We start from the raw sequence: 15,310 nt of genomic DNA on the forward strand, positions 1-15,310 counted from the left end.
TTTGCTTCTGTTATTTTTGGACCAGTCGTGCTAAACTATGTGTATTGTTTTGGAAAGGATTAATGTATAGATGAAAGGTGCAATATTTGATTTAGATGGTTTGTTAGTTGACACAGAAAAAACGTATCGTGATGGCTGGCTTTGGGGATTTCAGCAATTTGATATCCATATCCCAAAAGAAATCGTTGACGCTTGGGGCGGAAAAAACTGGAAACAAAGTTTTGATATTTTAGTGAAAGCAGCAGGTAGCCCTGAAAAAGTACAGGAAGTCCGAGCGAAGCGTGAAGAATATTTTTATCAACAGCTGACAAGCGGAGCCATCCACTTAAAACCATATGCAAAAGAAATATTGGCAGACTTAAAAGAACGTCATATGAAACTAGGCATTGCTACGACCACTGTTACGAAAAGAGCAACAGATATCTTGGATCACTTTAAATTAGCTGATTACTTTGACACGTTTACATTCGGAGACGAAGTGTCGGAGAACAAGCCTTCACCGATTCCTTATCTGACAGCTTTGGAACGAACAGGATTAGAAGCTAGTTCAGCCTTTGCAGTGGAAGATTCTTTAGTAGGAGCAACAGCTGCTTCACGAGCAGGATTAGGCGTTGTTTTGATACCTGATTCCAGTTTTGTCCGAAATTATACCGTCGAAGAAAAGGAAAAATTGAAACTTCTTGCTGAAGGAAAAGATCTTCGAACTGTTATTGAAATGTTAGATAAAAAAACAGAAAAATAAATATAGAAAAAATAATTTGAATTTCGTGCTTGACTTTTTAGTTTTCCTCATGTAGATTAATCCCAACAACAAAATATCGATTTCGTTGAAAAGGAAAGTAAGTTTGGAAACTTTGCAGAGAGGCTCTGGCTGGTGAGAAGAGTCAAGTAAGAAAAGCTGAAAATGGCCTTGGAGAATAATTTGTCGATAAGTAGGCAAATTCGGAACTGTTCGACCGTTAAAACGAACGCCAATCTCTCTTTTTGAGATGTTGGGCTTGAGGGAAGGAAACTTCCGAAAAAAGGTGGTACCGCGATACGTCGTCCTTTTACTGACATAGTTTATGTTAGTAAAAGGATTTTTTTTTGAATATTATTTGCATTGAAATGGTAAGTACGATAGAAGAACCTTTGACAGAGAGCTTCGGTAGCTGAGAAGAAGCAAGGAACGACTATTGGAAAATGGCCATCGAGCAATTCATCCCGAGCATAGATGTAAGGCGATGACGGCTGCGACCGATATCTTGCTAGAGTATGATCGTACTTGAAGAGGAGTTGTGTGTGAACACAGCTTGAACATGAGGTGGTAACACGCAAAAAAGCGTCCTCAAGAAAATGACATTTTCATTTTCTTGAGGACGCTTTTTTTAGATAAGGAGGAATTTTAATGATTGAATTGCGAGATGTTTCTGTATGTTTCAAACAAAAAGAAAAAGAGATACAGGCAGTAGATTCTGTAGATTTAACGATTGAAAAAGGCGATGTTTATGGAATCGTCGGTTACTCAGGTGCAGGGAAAAGTACGTTAGTTCGTGTGATGAATTTGCTGCAGAAACCAACAGCAGGAGAAGTCATTGTCAATCAGACGAATTTGAGTCAGCTCTCTCCCAAAGAATTGCGAAAAGAAAGAAAGGCCATCGGTATGATCTTTCAGCATTTCAATCTAATGGAAAGCCGAACTATTTTTGACAACGTTGATTTTTCTTTAAAGTATTCTGGAAAATCGAAACAGGAACGTCGTCAAAAAGTGAATGAACTACTGGAACTTGTCGGTTTGGAAGAAAAAGCATCTGCTTATCCTAAACAACTGTCGGGGGGACAAAAACAACGAGTAGCAATCGCACGAGCTTTGGCGAATGAACCTAAGGTATTATTATGTGATGAAGCAACCAGTGCACTTGATCCGAAAACGACCCTTCAGATCCTTGCATTGTTAAAAAAATTGAATCGCCAGTTAGGTTTAACAATCGTCCTGATCACTCATGAGATGCAAGTTGTCAAAGAAATCTGCAACAAGGTAGCGGTTATGGAAGATGGAAGAATCATTGAAAAAGGTAGTAGCATCCAGATCTTCAGCAATCCTGAAGAAGAATTGACCAAAGATTTTATTCGAACAGCTACTCATCTTGACCAAGCATTAGAAACGATCATTGCCCATTCTGCTTTTGCCGATCAGATCGCCAATAAATGGCTGGTGGAATTAAGTTATATTGGAAATCAGACGAACGAACCTCTAATCGCTCATCTGTACAGCAAATATCAAGTAACAGCGAATATTTTATATGGCAATGTAGAGTTATTACAAGAAACGCCGTTAGGGAGTTTGATCGTTACTTTAGCTGGAGAAACCAAACAGCGGCAAAAAGCATTGGATTATTTGATCAAATCTGGTGTAAAAATAAATATTTTACAAAAAAACGAATTAGATAGTCGTATCAAAGTGATCGAAGGAGGAAGATAAAATGACTGATTTCTTTAAAACATATTTGCCCAATGTTTATTTGATTCCGGATGAATTTGTCGAAGCGACGAAGCAAACACTATATATGTCTTTTTGGACAGCATTCATTGGCGGGATGATCGGAATCATCTTAGGTGTGACGTTAGTAGTGACACGCCCTAATGGATTACTAGCTAACCGTCTGCTATTTGAAATACTTGATAAGCTGATCAATATCATTCGTTCCATCCCTTTCATTATCTTGCTTTCTCTTTTAGCATTGACTACTCGTTTCTTAGTTGGAACGACGATTGGTGCGAAAGCAGCCTTAGTGCCATTGATTTTTGGAGTTGTTCCGTTTTTTGCTCGTCAAATCGAGAACGCACTGCTAGAAGTTGATCCTGGGGTGATCGAAGCGGCAGAAGCGATGGGAACCAGTCCAATCGGTATTATTTTACGTGTGTATTTGTTAGAAGGTTTGCCTGGTATCATTCGGGTCTCGGCGTTGACTATCATCAACGTGATCGGACTGACTACCATGGCTGGAGCAGTAGGTGCAGGCGGATTAGGGAATCTTGCTATATCGAGAGGGTATAATCGATTCCAAACAGATGTAACGATTGTGGCTACATTATTGATTCTAATCTTAGTTTTTTTAAGTCAATTTATCAGTAATCAACTGATTAAAAAAATTACACATTGAAAGTGGAGGAGAAAAAATGAAAAAAATTATTCGTTTTGTAGTCATTACATTTGTAGCAATTATTTGGTTGGCAGGGTGTAGCCAAGGAAAAGCAGATACAACTGACAAAAAAGAAACTACCGTAAAACTAGGAATTATTGGAGAAGATACAGATGTATGGGACAACGTGAAAGACCGTTTGAAAAAGGAGAACATTAATTTGGAATACGTGAAATTTACAGATTACAATCAACCAAATACGGCTTTAGCAGATGGATCGATTGATTTGAATTCTTTCCAACATCAATTCTTTTTAGACAATTACAATAAAGAACACGGAACTGATTTAGTATCGATCGGAAATACTGTCAATGCACCGCTGGGAATTTATTCTAACACTTTGAAGGATGTAGCTGATATCAAAGACGGAGCAAAAGTAGCAATCCCTAATGATGTTACAAATGGCGGCAGAGCTCTTCTGTTATTGCAAACTGCTGGATTGATCAAAGTGGATAAGGCAAAAGGACAAGCGCCCACTGTTTCTGATATTACCGAGAATAGAAAAAATCTAGACATTTCTGAATTAGATGCTTCCCAAACAGCACGTGCTTTGTCAGATGTAGACATTTCAGTGATCAATAGCGGTGTAGCTGTAGATGCTGGATTTAATCCTGCTTCTGATGCCATCTTCTTAGAACCAGTGGATGACCATGCACGTCCTTATGTGAATATCATCGTTGCAAGAAAAGAAGATGAAAAAAATAAAACGTATCAAAAAATAGTAGACGCTTATCAAACAGAAGACACAGTCAAAGTAATCGAGAAAACATCAAAAGGATCAAGCGTGCCTGCATGGGAAACATTCGGGAGAAAATAAGAAAAATGACTAGCATAGGAGGAATTTTTTATGACAACAACAATCTCAACAAACCAATTGAAGGATCTAATCCAATATCGTTTACCAGAATATCAAGCACTTGCTCTAGATATCCACGAACATCCTGAAGTAAGTAACTATGAGTTTTATTCCTCAGCAGCGTTGATTAAACAATTAGAAAAAGAAGGGTTTTGGGTAGAAAAAGAAGTAGCTGGACACCGAACAGCCTTTGATGCACGTTATATTTCCAATAAACCCGGACCCACAATTGCCTTTTTGGCAGAATTCGATGCTTTACCAGGTATTGGTCATGCATGCGGGCATAATTTGTTTGGTACTTACTCCGTATTAGCCGCCAGCATAGTGGAGCAATTTATTGATGAAACTGGTGGAGAAATCCGTGTATATGGCACCCCAGGGGAAGAAGGGGGCGAGAACGGATCAGCTAAAGGCAGCTTTGTTCGAGAAGGTTTTTTTGAGGATGTCGATGTAGCGTTATGCGTCCATCCAGCTTTTCGTTATGGGAAAACGACAGAATCTTTAGCGAATGATCCAGTCGACATCAAATTTTACGGTGTCGCTTCCCATGCAGCAGCAGCACCTGAAAAAGGAGTAAATGCTTTGGAAGCATTGATCCAAGTGTTTAATGGAATCAACGCTCTACGCTTGCAATTGCCAAAAGATGTCAATATCCATGGGATCATTACAGACGGAGGAGTAGCTGCCAACGTCATTCCAGATTACGCTGCTGGACGTTTCTATTTACGTGCAGGAAATCGGCAAACATTAGATAAAGTATATGAAAAAGTGGAAAATATCGTACGAGGTGCTGCGATAAGTACGGGCACGACTTTTGAGTTTGGATTGTTCCAAAATGCAGTTGATGATGTCATCGTTACTCCTTCTTTTGATGACTTATTCTTCCAGCATGCAAAAGAAGCAGGTGTTCCAGATGAAGAAATAGAAACGGAACAAAGAACAAGTCTCGGTTCTTCTGATGTAGGAAATGTCAGCCAAGTCATACCAACAATCCAGCCTACGGTAGCAATCTCTGAGACATATATTGCCGGACACACAGAAGAATTCAAAGCTGCTGCTAAAAGTGACAAAGGCCTTGCTTCTATTGCGATTGCAGCAGAACTACTCGCCAATACAGCTCTTGATCTGTTGAAAGAGCCAAAGCTATTAGAAAGAATCAAGCAAGAACATCAAGAAATAGTAGCAAGAAAAAAACAAGAGGGCGCTACTTTCTAGTAAAAAATAAACTTGTGTGTGAAAGTTATAAAAATAATTTTCAGAAAAATGAAAAAATATTTTCTTTTTCATTGACAAATGATCTTATGGAAGGTAAACTTCATACAAGTCAACTTTTCACGCAGTAGCGGTTAGGTGTTTTGTTCAGAAAGTCGGTGGTCGCTGTGAACCGATCAAGCCTAATTGACGAATTACATGGAAAGTCCATACATTTGAATAAAAGTTTGAAAGTGAAAAACAGATCTGTTTTTAATTAAGGTGGTACCGCGGAGTCATTCGTCCTTAGTTTAAAACAGGTCTTTTTATTTTTATAAAGGAGGAATAGCGGATGAATTGCGGCGGAGTAATCCGATATCTTAACTTTTTTAGAACATAAGAACAACTAAAAAAGGAGAGATTATCATGGGAAAAAAAGGAACACCAAGTTTTTTAGAAGCAACACTTGTATTAATGGTTATTGTTTTAGGCATTGCGATTGGCGTTGTCGGATTAAAGGTCTCACCTAATATCACGATCTTAGCAGCGATCGGAATGGTCATGTTGTATGCAGTGATAAAAAGATACCCGACAGATTGGCTGCACGAAGGAATCATCAATGGCATCAAACCAGGAATCATCCCAATCTTTATTTTTATTTTAGTAGGTTCATTGATTGCTGTATGGATACAAGCAGGGATCATTCCAACTCTAATGGTCATTGGGTTCAAATTGATCAGTGTCCAGTGGTTTGTCCCTTCTGTATTTGTTGTGTGTGCAATCGTAGGTAGCGCTGTAGGGAGTGCCTTTACTGTTATGTCAACGATTGGGATTGCATTTTTCGGTATTGGGACAACACTAGGCCTAAATCCAGCGCTGGTTGTTGGAGCTATTGTTTCAGGTGCCGTTTTTGGAGATAAGATGTCTCCATTATCCGAATCAACAAATCTAGCAGCAGCTATTGTTGATGCCGATTTGTTCAAACACATCAAGCATATGATGTGGTCAACTGTTCCGGCATTTGTTGTTTCTTTCTTTTTATTCATGATTTTAGGACACACAAGTAAAGCCGCAAGTCTTTCATCTATTCGTGAAGTGACTGATGTTCTAGAAGCAAACTTTACTATTTCAATCTGGTCACTGATTCCTTTATTTTTAATGTTACTGTGTGCATGGAAAAAGGTGCCGGCAATTTTGACGATTTTGTTGAATATCGCTGTAGCAGTAGGAATGATTTTTATTCAAAACCCACAAACTTCCTTAACGAAGTTGGCTGGGGTCATCGAATCAGGGTTTGTTTCAAATACTGGAAACCAACAAATCGATTCACTGCTTAGTCGCGGAGGAATCGAAAGTATGATGCCTACTGTGTCATTGATTATTCTAACTTTGTCATTAGGTGGATTGTTGATCGAATTTGGCTTGATCTCAACCGTGATGGAACGAGTATCAAGAAAGATGACGAACACACCAAAATTGATTTTTACAACATTGATGACAAGTATCGGAGTAAATATTTTTATTGGTGAACAATTCCTATCTGTTATTCTGCCTGGTAATGCATTTAAAGAAACTTATGAAAAAGCAGGATTTGATCCAACTGTATTAGGTAGAACGCTAGAAGATGGTGGAACAGTAATCAACTACTTAGTGCCTTGGGGAATTGCCGGAAGTTTCGTAGCAAGTACATTTGGTATTCCTACACTCACTTACTTGCCATTCGTATTTTTCAGTTTGCTTTCTCCTGTGTTTTCGATGGTCAGTGCCTTCACAGGTTGGGGAATCTCAAAAAAATTTGTGAAACCGCAAGAAGCAGTAAGCAAGACAGCGCAATTAGAACAATAAAAACATAAAAAGGGATTGTGACAAGACTTTTTTTGTCACAATCCCTTTTACGAATAAACGGTGTTCAAAAGCTTGCATCTGCGGTAATAAGCCTAACCAAACGAAAAATAGGAGAAGCTATTTTTGTTTGGCTGTTCTTATTACTTGATGCAGGGCAGCTTTTTCACAACCCCTTATTCACGGTGTTCCAGAAGTAGCTTCTTCTTATTTCTTGAAGCTGATCACTTCTGGAACATCCTCTTTTTTTATTTGGACGGATAATGGTCATTCCATTTCTTTGATCATTTTTTTCATTTTGTCGATCTCTTCTTCTTGTGCCTGGATGATTTCTTCCGCTAATTTTTTTACTTCAGGATCTTTTAAATCAGCTCGTTTACTTGTCAGGATAGCGATAGAATGATGAGGAATCATGGCCTTCATCCAAGCTGTGTCGTTGACAGTAGTTTGGCTTCGTACCATAAACAAGGAACCGGCAAAAACAAGAAGACTAGCGGCTAAGATCATAACATTTATCTTTTTGTTTTCATACATTTTCCACATGAACAACAGCATGATGACTGCCATGACTGCACCCATCATCAACGCCATGAATACTCGTGTACGACTGAAGAAGATATGATCGAGCGCATAGACATTCAAGTACATCATACCAAACATAACTACCGTTGAAACACCGATCATCAACAAAAACTTCCAATACTTTTTCATTTAAAACAAACTCCTTTTTTTCATTCCTTTCTTCTATCATGTCATGAGCATGGAGAACAATCAATTATTTTGCACAGAGGGTTTTTGAACACCGTTTACCAAGAGGTCATGAGACTGTTTATTCGGAAAAAGGAGTTGCAACAAGACTTTTGTCACAACTCCTTTCTTCAATAGTTCCATCTATTCCACATAAATAAAATAAAATTTTCTATCGATTTCATTCATTCGTCAATACGAACGCATCATTCTTTTTTTGATAACTGAAATAAATGAACAGGTAAAGCAGGCCAGTCAATACAGTTACCCCAATGGAGTTCGTGAACAGGATACCAAGGAAAATCAATCCTAAGACAGCTAATGCAAAAAAGCTGATTCCTTTATCCCATAATGTTCCTTTTCTTAGTGCCAGTACAAAGGATGCCGCACTGATAATGATCCAGATCAATAATACTGTATACGAAAGGGAACCTGCCAGATAGCCAAATAATTTGTCACCGACAAAATAAGAAAGAGCTACACCAAGATAAAGAACACTGGTACAAAATAAAACAGCACGTTGCGGTACTTGATGCTTGTTTAAAACAGCTAGTTTTCTAGAGGAACCTTTTCGATCCTTCAAACGGAAGAACAAAATTCTTGAAGATGCATACACACCCGAATTGATAGATGAGAACAAAGCAAGGACAATAACAAAATTGACGATATCCGCTGCAAATGGGATATTCATTTTTTCAAATACCATCACAAAAGGACTGACATTCGTGCCTGCTAAAGTATTCCAAGGAAAAAGAATCAAAAGCAAAAACAAAGGAATGATGTAAAAGGAAATGATTCTTCCCATGACACCTTTGATGGCTTTAGGAATCGCACGTTTAGGATCATCTGCTTCGCTTACCGTGATAGCAATCAGTTCAGAACCGCCGTAAGAATAGATAACTACAAGCAAAGAACTGATGATTCCCTTCATACCATGAGGAGTAAACCCACCATGGTCAGTCAATTGCTGAAGGGTAGGGAAAACGCCTGTGCCCAACATTTGCTGACCGACAAGATAAGTAGCAAAAATGATTAGTAAGATAATGACACTGATTTTAGCAAAAGCCAGCCAATATTCTGTTTCTGCGAATAACCGTACCGAATAAAGATTGATGATCGTAGTTAAAACAGCCAACATAAAAACAAATACCCAGGCTGGAATGTGCGGGAACCACAACTGCAAAAAGGAAGCAGCTGCAACAGCTTCAGCGATGATATTGATAATCCACATAGACCAGTAGACCCAATCAGTAAAATCAGCAGAATGAGCACCTAGATAAGGGCGTATCAAACCAGATAATCCGTGATGCGTGTCGCCACCGCTTAAAACGATTTTTCCCAGACCTTTCATCACGATATATAAAATCAGCCCGCCAATCAAAAAAGCAATCAATACAGAAGGGCCGGCGATCCCAATCGCTTCGCCACTTCCTTTAAATAGACCTGCACCGATTGCTCCACCTAAAGCTAACATGGTGATATGTCTGGAGCTAAGTTGTTTTTTCAATTTTTTATCTTCCATAAATGACCTCTTTCTTTTAAATTCACAATCAAAATTTATATTAAGAATAAATAGCAATATTTAACAATGACTAATGATAACAAATTTTCAGACAATTACAACTATTCAGAAAACTTTTAGGCGAATTTTAATAGAAGAATGATTTATTTCATCATATTTTCATACAAATGTTAAATTTTCATACAAATATAGGAAGCGTTTTACTGGCTTTTTACTATTTAAACAGGCTATCATAGGAAAAAGTGACAGAGAAAGTGAGGCGGAAAAGATGAACAAAAATGACGTACTGCTAGTTGCAAAAAATAAATCACTTTATTTTTTGCCTTCCATCCGCTCTTTAGATGTTTGGTCCGGAAAAGATTTACTACAGTCGGAATTCATTAAATCAGCTAGACAACAGTTGGCAAATTATCAGCTGATCGTTTTTTTAGATTATGGATTTAATATGGAGATGGCTCGACGCGTGCGCCCATTTACCAATGCAAAAATTGTGTTATTTTTTTGGAATCACTTCAAAGCAGAACACGAGGCGATGCTGAAGCAGACACAAGATGAACCGGCAATCGATGAGATTTATCATTTTGATTTTTTGGAAGCAAAAGAACTTGGGCTGAAACATAATAGTTCATTTTATTCGAAACATATGGATTTTTCTTCTAGCGAACCAAAGACGGATCTATTTTTTGGTGCAACGAATAATGGGAGAAAAGAACGAGCAGAAAGCTATAAGCAGGAATTTATAAAAAGAGATGTTACGACCAACTATTTCATTCTTCCACATCGAGGGAATGAACAACCTGGATATCTTGCTTATGAAGAGTACCTGAAAAAAACAGGGGAATCGCGCGGGATTCTGGAACTGTTGCGGGAGGGTCAGCAAGGAGTGACTTTGCGGACATTTGAATCTATGTATTTTCAAAAGAAACTAGTGACGGATAATCAAGCGATTGCTCATTATCATTTTTATCGTCCTGAAAATATTTTTTTGCTTCGAGAACGTGATTTAGATGAATTACCGGAATTTCTGCATACACCTTTTAAGCCAATCCCATCAGAGCTATTGGAATTTTATGATGCAGAAAATTGGGCAAAACGATTTATCACTAACGATTCCACTATTTATGAGCAATACGAATATGACCTCTCCTCTGTTGAAAATAAATAAAAAACCTACATTTTGAAGAGATTATGTACCGAAACAAACAAGCACAATTCTTATGGCATCATGAGAGTTGTGTTTTCTTTTTGATCTTTCATTGGGCTTAAAAAAAGAGAACCAGCTGCTGATTCAGCTGATTCTCATCAGAGAGCCTTTTATTCTGCGCCAAGGATTCCTTCTTTTGCATGGACTAATTGGGTCAAAAAGGCACAATATGGTGTAGCAATATCATATTTTTGTCCTTTTCGCCAAACGGCACCATTGATGTAGTCGATTTCAGTCAAACGATGGTTTTTGATCAGGTCTTGGTACATAGATGGGTAATGCAACCCGATGTTGTCAGGATCATAAGTAGAAGCAATATGTTGGTACACTTCTTCTTGATCTAATATGATTCCTTCTTTTGCTGCGATAGAAGCAAATTCAGATACGATTGTTCGAACCATGCTCTCTGCCGTTTTTTGCGCGCCTAGTTCAGCAATATTACAATCCAAAATCGTGCATAAACCATTCAATGTTCCATTTACACAAGCTTTTCGCCAAATGGAATAACGAACATTATGGCTATAGATCGGATTTAATTTTGCTTCTTGAAAGACTTCCACAACTTTTTTTGTAAATGCTTCGCCTTCTGGTTCCAAGTTCTCTAGTTCGATTTCTCCATCACCTAACAATGTGACTTTTCCGGGACCAGCTAGACCAGCTGTCCACATCGTGATCCCAAATAAGATATTTTTCTTTGGCACATATTTTTCCAGTACATCTTCATGACCTAATCCATTTAGTAAACACAAAACATAAGTATTGTCAGTAATAATGGATTGGATCGAACGAAACATATCATCTAATTGATTCGCTTTTGTTAATGCTACGATCAAGTCCACGTGTTCGTTGCTTTCGATGATTTCTTCTGGTGAATAGATTGGCAGTTTTGCGACCACTTCTTTACCGTTAAAGTCAGCAATCAACCCATTTGTACGAATGGCTTCAATGTGTGCAGGCCAACGATCGATCAAGAGGACCTCATTTCCGCTTTGATGTAGCATCAATCCGATTCGGCTGCCCATTGCTCCGGCTCCAGCTATTGCGATTTTCATGTTTTTTCTCTCCTTTATCAATGAGTTCCCTTTTAGTATATAGAAAAATGGAAGAAAATAGCATTGTTTTGTTTGAAAAAAATGAAAAAAAGTGTCTTACTTAAGAAGAAAGTGAGGGATACAGATGGATATTTTGGCGGCAATTGATTCATTTAAAGGAAGTGCTTCTTCATTTGAACTAAATCAGGCAGTTCTAAATGGCTGGGAAGATCGTAAAGGAAGAAAAATCAATGTGCCGATTGCAGATGGCGGAGAAAATACTGCAGAAGCAATCTATTACGCGCTCGGGGGAACATGGCGTACCATTGATGGGATGGATCTCTTATTCCGTCAGCGAAAAATCAGCTATTTATTGACAACTTGGCAAGGAAAAAATACCGCAGTCATCGAATCTGCACAAGCATTGGGGTTAGATCTACTTGATAAACCAACGGATCAAACTATCCGACTTGCTTCCAGTTATGCCTTAGGAGAACTTATCAAAGATGCACTGCTTCAAGAAGTAGAACAAATTATTGTCACTTTAGGAGGAAGCGGGTGTAGCGATGGTGGTCTAGGATTACTCCAATCCTTGGGTGCTTCTTTAGAAGGGTACACAGAAGGAAATCCTTTATTATCTACTAAAAAACTTCATTTTGATCGAAGAAACGTTCTTGTTTCTAAAGTAAAATTGATTATCGCTGCAGATGTTACCAATCCATATACAGGTCAACAAGGAGCTGCTTGGCAATTTGGAAGACAAAAAGGAGGAATAGATACGACGCTAGCTTTCTTAGATAAACAAGCAGGAAAGATTGCTCAGCAAATAAAAGATTTCTGGGAGGTGGATTTAGATGATATTCCAGGAAGTGGAGCAGCAGGCGGTATTGGTGGAGCCCTTTTTTTGTTGGGAGCGAAGATGGTTTCTGGTTTCGATTTAGTCAGCCAAATCACTGGATTGGAAAAAAAGATCGAACAAGCAGATGTCATCATTACAGGAGAAGGGCGGATCAATCAGCAAACGATCCACGGAAAAGTTCCACACGGTGTAGCAGTGCTTGCAAAAAAATATCGAAAACCAATAATCGCTATTTGCGGAAGTAGAGACCAAGAGCTAGAAGGACTCTCTGATTTTCTCCCAATTGTCTTAAGTATTCATTTGGGTCCAATAGGTTTAGAAGAAGCAATGGAACACAGGCAAACATTAGAAAAAACAAAAATCTTAGGACAGACACTTAGCAGATTTTTCACCATCCTCCCGAAGTAGTTGACAAAATCATTTTCTTTATGCTATCGTAATTTCAAATATAGGACAAAGTGAGGGATCCGTGCATTGAAAAATTAAGTCGATTGATGAAAGCTGCATTCAGACTGTACCTTGTGGAGACAAGGGAGCAGTGTGCAGATTTTCGGGATTGGCTTGGTTTTTTCGATGTATGGGTCTTTTTGTGTGTACCCAACCCTTGCATCCTCTTTAGCCAGTTCTGAAAATAGGACTGGTCTTTTTTTACGAGGTGATGGAAAATGTCTAAAATCGAAATAAAAAATCTGACATTCGGCTACGACAGCCAAGGCACATTATTATTTGAACAAGCAAATCTAAATTTTGACACACAATGGAAACTAGGACTTATCGGACGAAACGGTCGAGGAAAGACAACTTTACTGAATATTCTACAAAATAAACTACCTTATCAAGGGCAAGTAATCCATCAGCAAGAATTTGTCTATTTCCCGCAACAGACAAAAGATAAAGAACGTTTAACCTATTACGTGTTAAATGATATTACGGATTTTGAGATATGGGAAATCGAAAGAGAGCTCCAATTGATGCAAACAGATCCTGAAATCTTATGGAGAGAATTCAGCACACTATCGGGGGGAGAGAAGACAAAAGTCCTACTGGCACTTTTATTTGTGGATGACACTCATTTCCCGTTAATCGATGAACCAACGAATCATTTGGATATCTCTGATAGAAAACAAGTAGCGGCTTATTTGAAAAAGAAAAAACAAGGCTTCATCGTGGTCAGCCATGACCGGGGATTTATCGATGAAGTAGTGGACCATGTTTTAGCAATCGAAAAAAGTCAACTGGAACTTTATCAAGGGAATTTCTCTATCTATGAAGAACAGAAAAAACTTCGTGATGAATTTGAAATGGCTCAAAATGAAAAATTGAAAAAAGAAGTCAGTAGGCTAAAGAAAACAGCAGCTGAAAAAGCCGAATGGTCTCGTTCCCGAGAAGGAGATAAAACAAAGAAACAAGTCGGATTCATCGATACTGAATCTAGACGAGTGAATAAAGGAGCAGTGGGTGCTGATGCTGCACGGACGATGAAACGATCCAAAGCAATCGTGAATCGGATGGAGACCCAGATCAGCGAGAAAGAAAAACTATTAAAAGATATCGAATATATCGATTCTTTGACGATGAATAGCCAAGCGTCTCACCATAAGCGACTTTTAAGCGTAGAAGATCTTCAATTAGGGTATGAAAATCTGTTATTCGAGCCAATTCATTTTACAATCGAGCCTCATCAGCGGGTGGCGATTTCAGGTCCTAACGGTGCAGGAAAGTCATCCATTATCCATTATCTTCTGGGAGCATTCAACGGCAAGGTTATAGGAGAAAAATACCAGCCAAAACATCTGAGCATTAGTTATGTACGCCAAAATTATGAAGACAATCGAGGAACGTTGGCGGAATTTGCAGAGAAAAACCAAGTAGACTATCAAGCATTTTTGAACAACCTCCGAAAGCTTGGGATGGAAAGAGATGTTTTTCATAACAAGATCGAGCAGATGAGTATGGGCCAACGGAAAAAAGTGGAATTGGCTAAATCTTTATCACATCCAGCTGAACTATATATATGGGATGAACCATTGAATTATTTGGATGTCTTCAATCAAGAACAATTAGAACAACTGATCTTGAACGTGAAACCTGCCATGTTACTAGTGGAACATGATCAAACCTTCCTGGATAAAGTATCTACTGAGATTATTTCTCTTGAGAAAATCTAACCCTTGTAATCTCAAGAACAACAAGGTATGGTTAAGGGGAACTTTGCCAACGAAGGAGAGAATCACATGCTTTATGTAACGAGACACGGAGAAACAACTTGGAACGCACAAGGATTAGTTTGCGGACGGGCAGATGTGCCGCTGACTGAAAAAGGACAGATGCAGGCACAGAAACTAGCAGAAAAGGTAGTAGATTTGCCTGTTCCAATCACGAAAATCATCCATTCCCCTCTTCAACGAGCAAGAGATACAGCACAAGCAGTTGCTGATCGTCTCAGCTTGCCGCTGACCGTTGATGAACGATTGGTAGAAATGGATTTTGGGGATTATGATGGACTGCCAAGCAAAGATGAGAACTTTCAAAAAGCACGTTTAGCGTTCGCTGTACGATTCCCAAATGGGGAGTCAGTCTTAGATGTGTATGCACGGATCGTTCCTTTATTGAAAGAATGCATCGAAGACGAAGAAAATGTCTATCTGTTAGTTTGCCATAATGCCTTGATAAGAGTGATCAATGCTTATTTTCATCCGATGCCTAATGAGGGGTTCTTTACATTCATGGTAGATAATACAGAATTGGTTTCTTATGAGTAATTATGTTTTTGTGTTATTTAAATAAAATATTTCAAGGCACTGCTTTTGCTTAGCAGTGCCTTTTTTAGGTTATGACAATTCTTTTGGTAATATAAACTCAACCTTTAGAAATGA

Annotated in this window: 13 protein-coding genes and 2 other annotated features; of the genes, 10 read left to right on the plus strand and 3 right to left on the minus strand. The window is 38.5% G+C overall.

Going from position 1 to position 15,310, the window contains the following annotated elements; genetic code table 11:
- Positions 1 to 70: 70 nt before the first annotated feature.
- From RBL01_RS02920 to nhaC, 6 genes are all read left to right on the plus strand, one after another.
- Positions 71 to 742, plus strand: a complete 672-nt coding sequence (locus tag RBL01_RS02920) for an HAD family hydrolase (RefSeq protein WP_002321117.1) — start codon at positions 71 to 73, stop codon at positions 740 to 742.
- A 76-nt stretch (positions 743 to 818) separates the two neighbouring features.
- Positions 819 to 1,052 (plus strand) — a binding site (T-box leader).
- Between the two features lie 41 nt (positions 1,053 to 1,093).
- Positions 1,094 to 1,332: a binding site (T-box leader), on the plus strand.
- Between the two features lie 55 nt (positions 1,333 to 1,387).
- Positions 1,388 to 2,461, plus strand: a complete 1,074-nt coding sequence (locus tag RBL01_RS02925) for a methionine ABC transporter ATP-binding protein (protein WP_002293318.1) — start codon at positions 1,388 to 1,390, stop codon at positions 2,459 to 2,461.
- Between the two features lies 1 nt (position 2,462).
- Complete coding sequence (locus RBL01_RS02930) at positions 2,463 to 3,143, plus strand: methionine ABC transporter permease (RefSeq protein ID WP_002293786.1); 681 nt, start codon at positions 2,463 to 2,465, stop codon at positions 3,141 to 3,143.
- A 16-nt stretch (positions 3,144 to 3,159) separates the two neighbouring features.
- On the plus strand, positions 3,160 to 3,999 hold the full coding sequence (locus RBL01_RS02935; RefSeq protein ID WP_038809203.1) for a MetQ/NlpA family ABC transporter substrate-binding protein: 840 nt from the start codon (positions 3,160 to 3,162) through the stop codon (positions 3,997 to 3,999).
- 30 nt (positions 4,000 to 4,029) lie between these two features.
- A complete protein-coding gene (locus RBL01_RS02940; RefSeq protein WP_002319046.1) occupies positions 4,030 to 5,253 on the plus strand; it encodes a M20 family metallopeptidase in 1,224 nt (407 codons plus the stop codon).
- 402 nt (positions 5,254 to 5,655) lie between these two features.
- Entirely contained in the window at positions 5,656 to 7,074 is a 1,419-nt protein-coding gene (gene nhaC, locus RBL01_RS02945; RefSeq protein WP_002293307.1) for a Na+/H+ antiporter NhaC, read from the plus strand.
- Between the two features lie 264 nt (positions 7,075 to 7,338).
- Here nhaC and RBL01_RS02950 read toward each other — a convergent pair whose 3' ends face one another.
- Positions 7,339 to 7,782, minus strand: a complete 444-nt coding sequence (locus RBL01_RS02950; protein WP_002299975.1) for a DUF305 domain-containing protein — start codon at positions 7,780 to 7,782, stop codon at positions 7,339 to 7,341.
- Between the two features lie 217 nt (positions 7,783 to 7,999).
- Positions 8,000 to 9,340, minus strand: coding sequence for an amino acid permease (locus RBL01_RS02955; RefSeq protein WP_002296179.1), 1,341 nt, complete (start codon positions 9,338 to 9,340; stop codon positions 8,000 to 8,002).
- Between the two features lie 268 nt (positions 9,341 to 9,608).
- Between RBL01_RS02955 and RBL01_RS02960 the strand changes: the two genes are divergently transcribed.
- Positions 9,609 to 10,505: an oligosaccharide biosynthesis protein Alg14 gene (locus tag RBL01_RS02960; protein WP_307780857.1), complete on the plus strand. Its 897-nt coding sequence runs from the start codon at positions 9,609 to 9,611 to the stop codon at positions 10,503 to 10,505.
- Between the two features lie 149 nt (positions 10,506 to 10,654).
- Here the strand turns inward: RBL01_RS02960 and RBL01_RS02965 are convergent, their stop codons facing one another.
- On the minus strand, positions 10,655 to 11,596 hold the full coding sequence (locus RBL01_RS02965; RefSeq protein WP_002302095.1) for a 2-dehydropantoate 2-reductase: 942 nt from the start codon (positions 11,594 to 11,596) through the stop codon (positions 10,655 to 10,657).
- 124 nt (positions 11,597 to 11,720) lie between these two features.
- Between RBL01_RS02965 and RBL01_RS02970 the strand changes: the two genes are divergently transcribed.
- From RBL01_RS02970 to RBL01_RS02980, 3 genes are all read left to right on the plus strand, one after another.
- A complete protein-coding gene (locus RBL01_RS02970) occupies positions 11,721 to 12,842 on the plus strand; it encodes a glycerate kinase (protein ID WP_307780856.1) in 1,122 nt (373 codons plus the stop codon).
- A 257-nt stretch (positions 12,843 to 13,099) separates the two neighbouring features.
- A complete protein-coding gene (eat(A), locus tag RBL01_RS02975; RefSeq protein ID WP_163299522.1) occupies positions 13,100 to 14,602 on the plus strand; it encodes an ABC-F type ribosomal protection-like protein Eat(A) in 1,503 nt (500 codons plus the stop codon).
- Between the two features lie 66 nt (positions 14,603 to 14,668).
- Positions 14,669 to 15,196 carry a histidine phosphatase family protein gene (locus RBL01_RS02980; protein ID WP_002296174.1) on the plus strand — a complete coding sequence of 176 codons (528 nt, stop codon included), beginning with the start codon at positions 14,669 to 14,671 and terminating at the stop codon, positions 15,194 to 15,196.
- Positions 15,197 to 15,310 lie beyond the last annotated feature (114 nt).

This window comes from Enterococcus sp. SB12, assembly GCF_030910025.2.
Lineage (GTDB): Bacteria > Bacillota > Bacilli > Lactobacillales > Enterococcaceae > Enterococcus_B > Enterococcus_B faecium.

Coding starts and splice junctions, on each gene's coding strand:
- RBL01_RS02920 (WP_002321117.1), top strand. CDS start 71: ATGAAAGGTGCAATATTTGATTTAGATGGTTTGTTAGTTGACACAGAA.
- RBL01_RS02925 (WP_002293318.1), top strand. CDS start 1,388: ATGATTGAATTGCGAGATGTTTCTGTATGTTTCAAACAAAAAGAAAAA.
- RBL01_RS02930 (WP_002293786.1), top strand. CDS start 2,463: ATGACTGATTTCTTTAAAACATATTTGCCCAATGTTTATTTGATTCCG.
- RBL01_RS02935 (WP_038809203.1), top strand. CDS start 3,160: ATGAAAAAAATTATTCGTTTTGTAGTCATTACATTTGTAGCAATTATT.
- RBL01_RS02940 (WP_002319046.1), top strand. CDS start 4,030: ATGACAACAACAATCTCAACAAACCAATTGAAGGATCTAATCCAATAT.
- nhaC (WP_002293307.1), top strand. CDS start 5,656: ATGGGAAAAAAAGGAACACCAAGTTTTTTAGAAGCAACACTTGTATTA.
- RBL01_RS02950 (WP_002299975.1), bottom strand. CDS start 7,782: ATGAAAAAGTATTGGAAGTTTTTGTTGATGATCGGTGTTTCAACGGTA.
- RBL01_RS02955 (WP_002296179.1), bottom strand. CDS start 9,340: ATGGAAGATAAAAAATTGAAAAAACAACTTAGCTCCAGACATATCACC.
- RBL01_RS02960 (WP_307780857.1), top strand. CDS start 9,609: ATGAACAAAAATGACGTACTGCTAGTTGCAAAAAATAAATCACTTTAT.
- RBL01_RS02965 (WP_002302095.1), bottom strand. CDS start 11,596: ATGAAAATCGCAATAGCTGGAGCCGGAGCAATGGGCAGCCGAATCGGA.
- RBL01_RS02970 (WP_307780856.1), top strand. CDS start 11,721: ATGGATATTTTGGCGGCAATTGATTCATTTAAAGGAAGTGCTTCTTCA.
- RBL01_RS02980 (WP_002296174.1), top strand. CDS start 14,669: ATGCTTTATGTAACGAGACACGGAGAAACAACTTGGAACGCACAAGGA.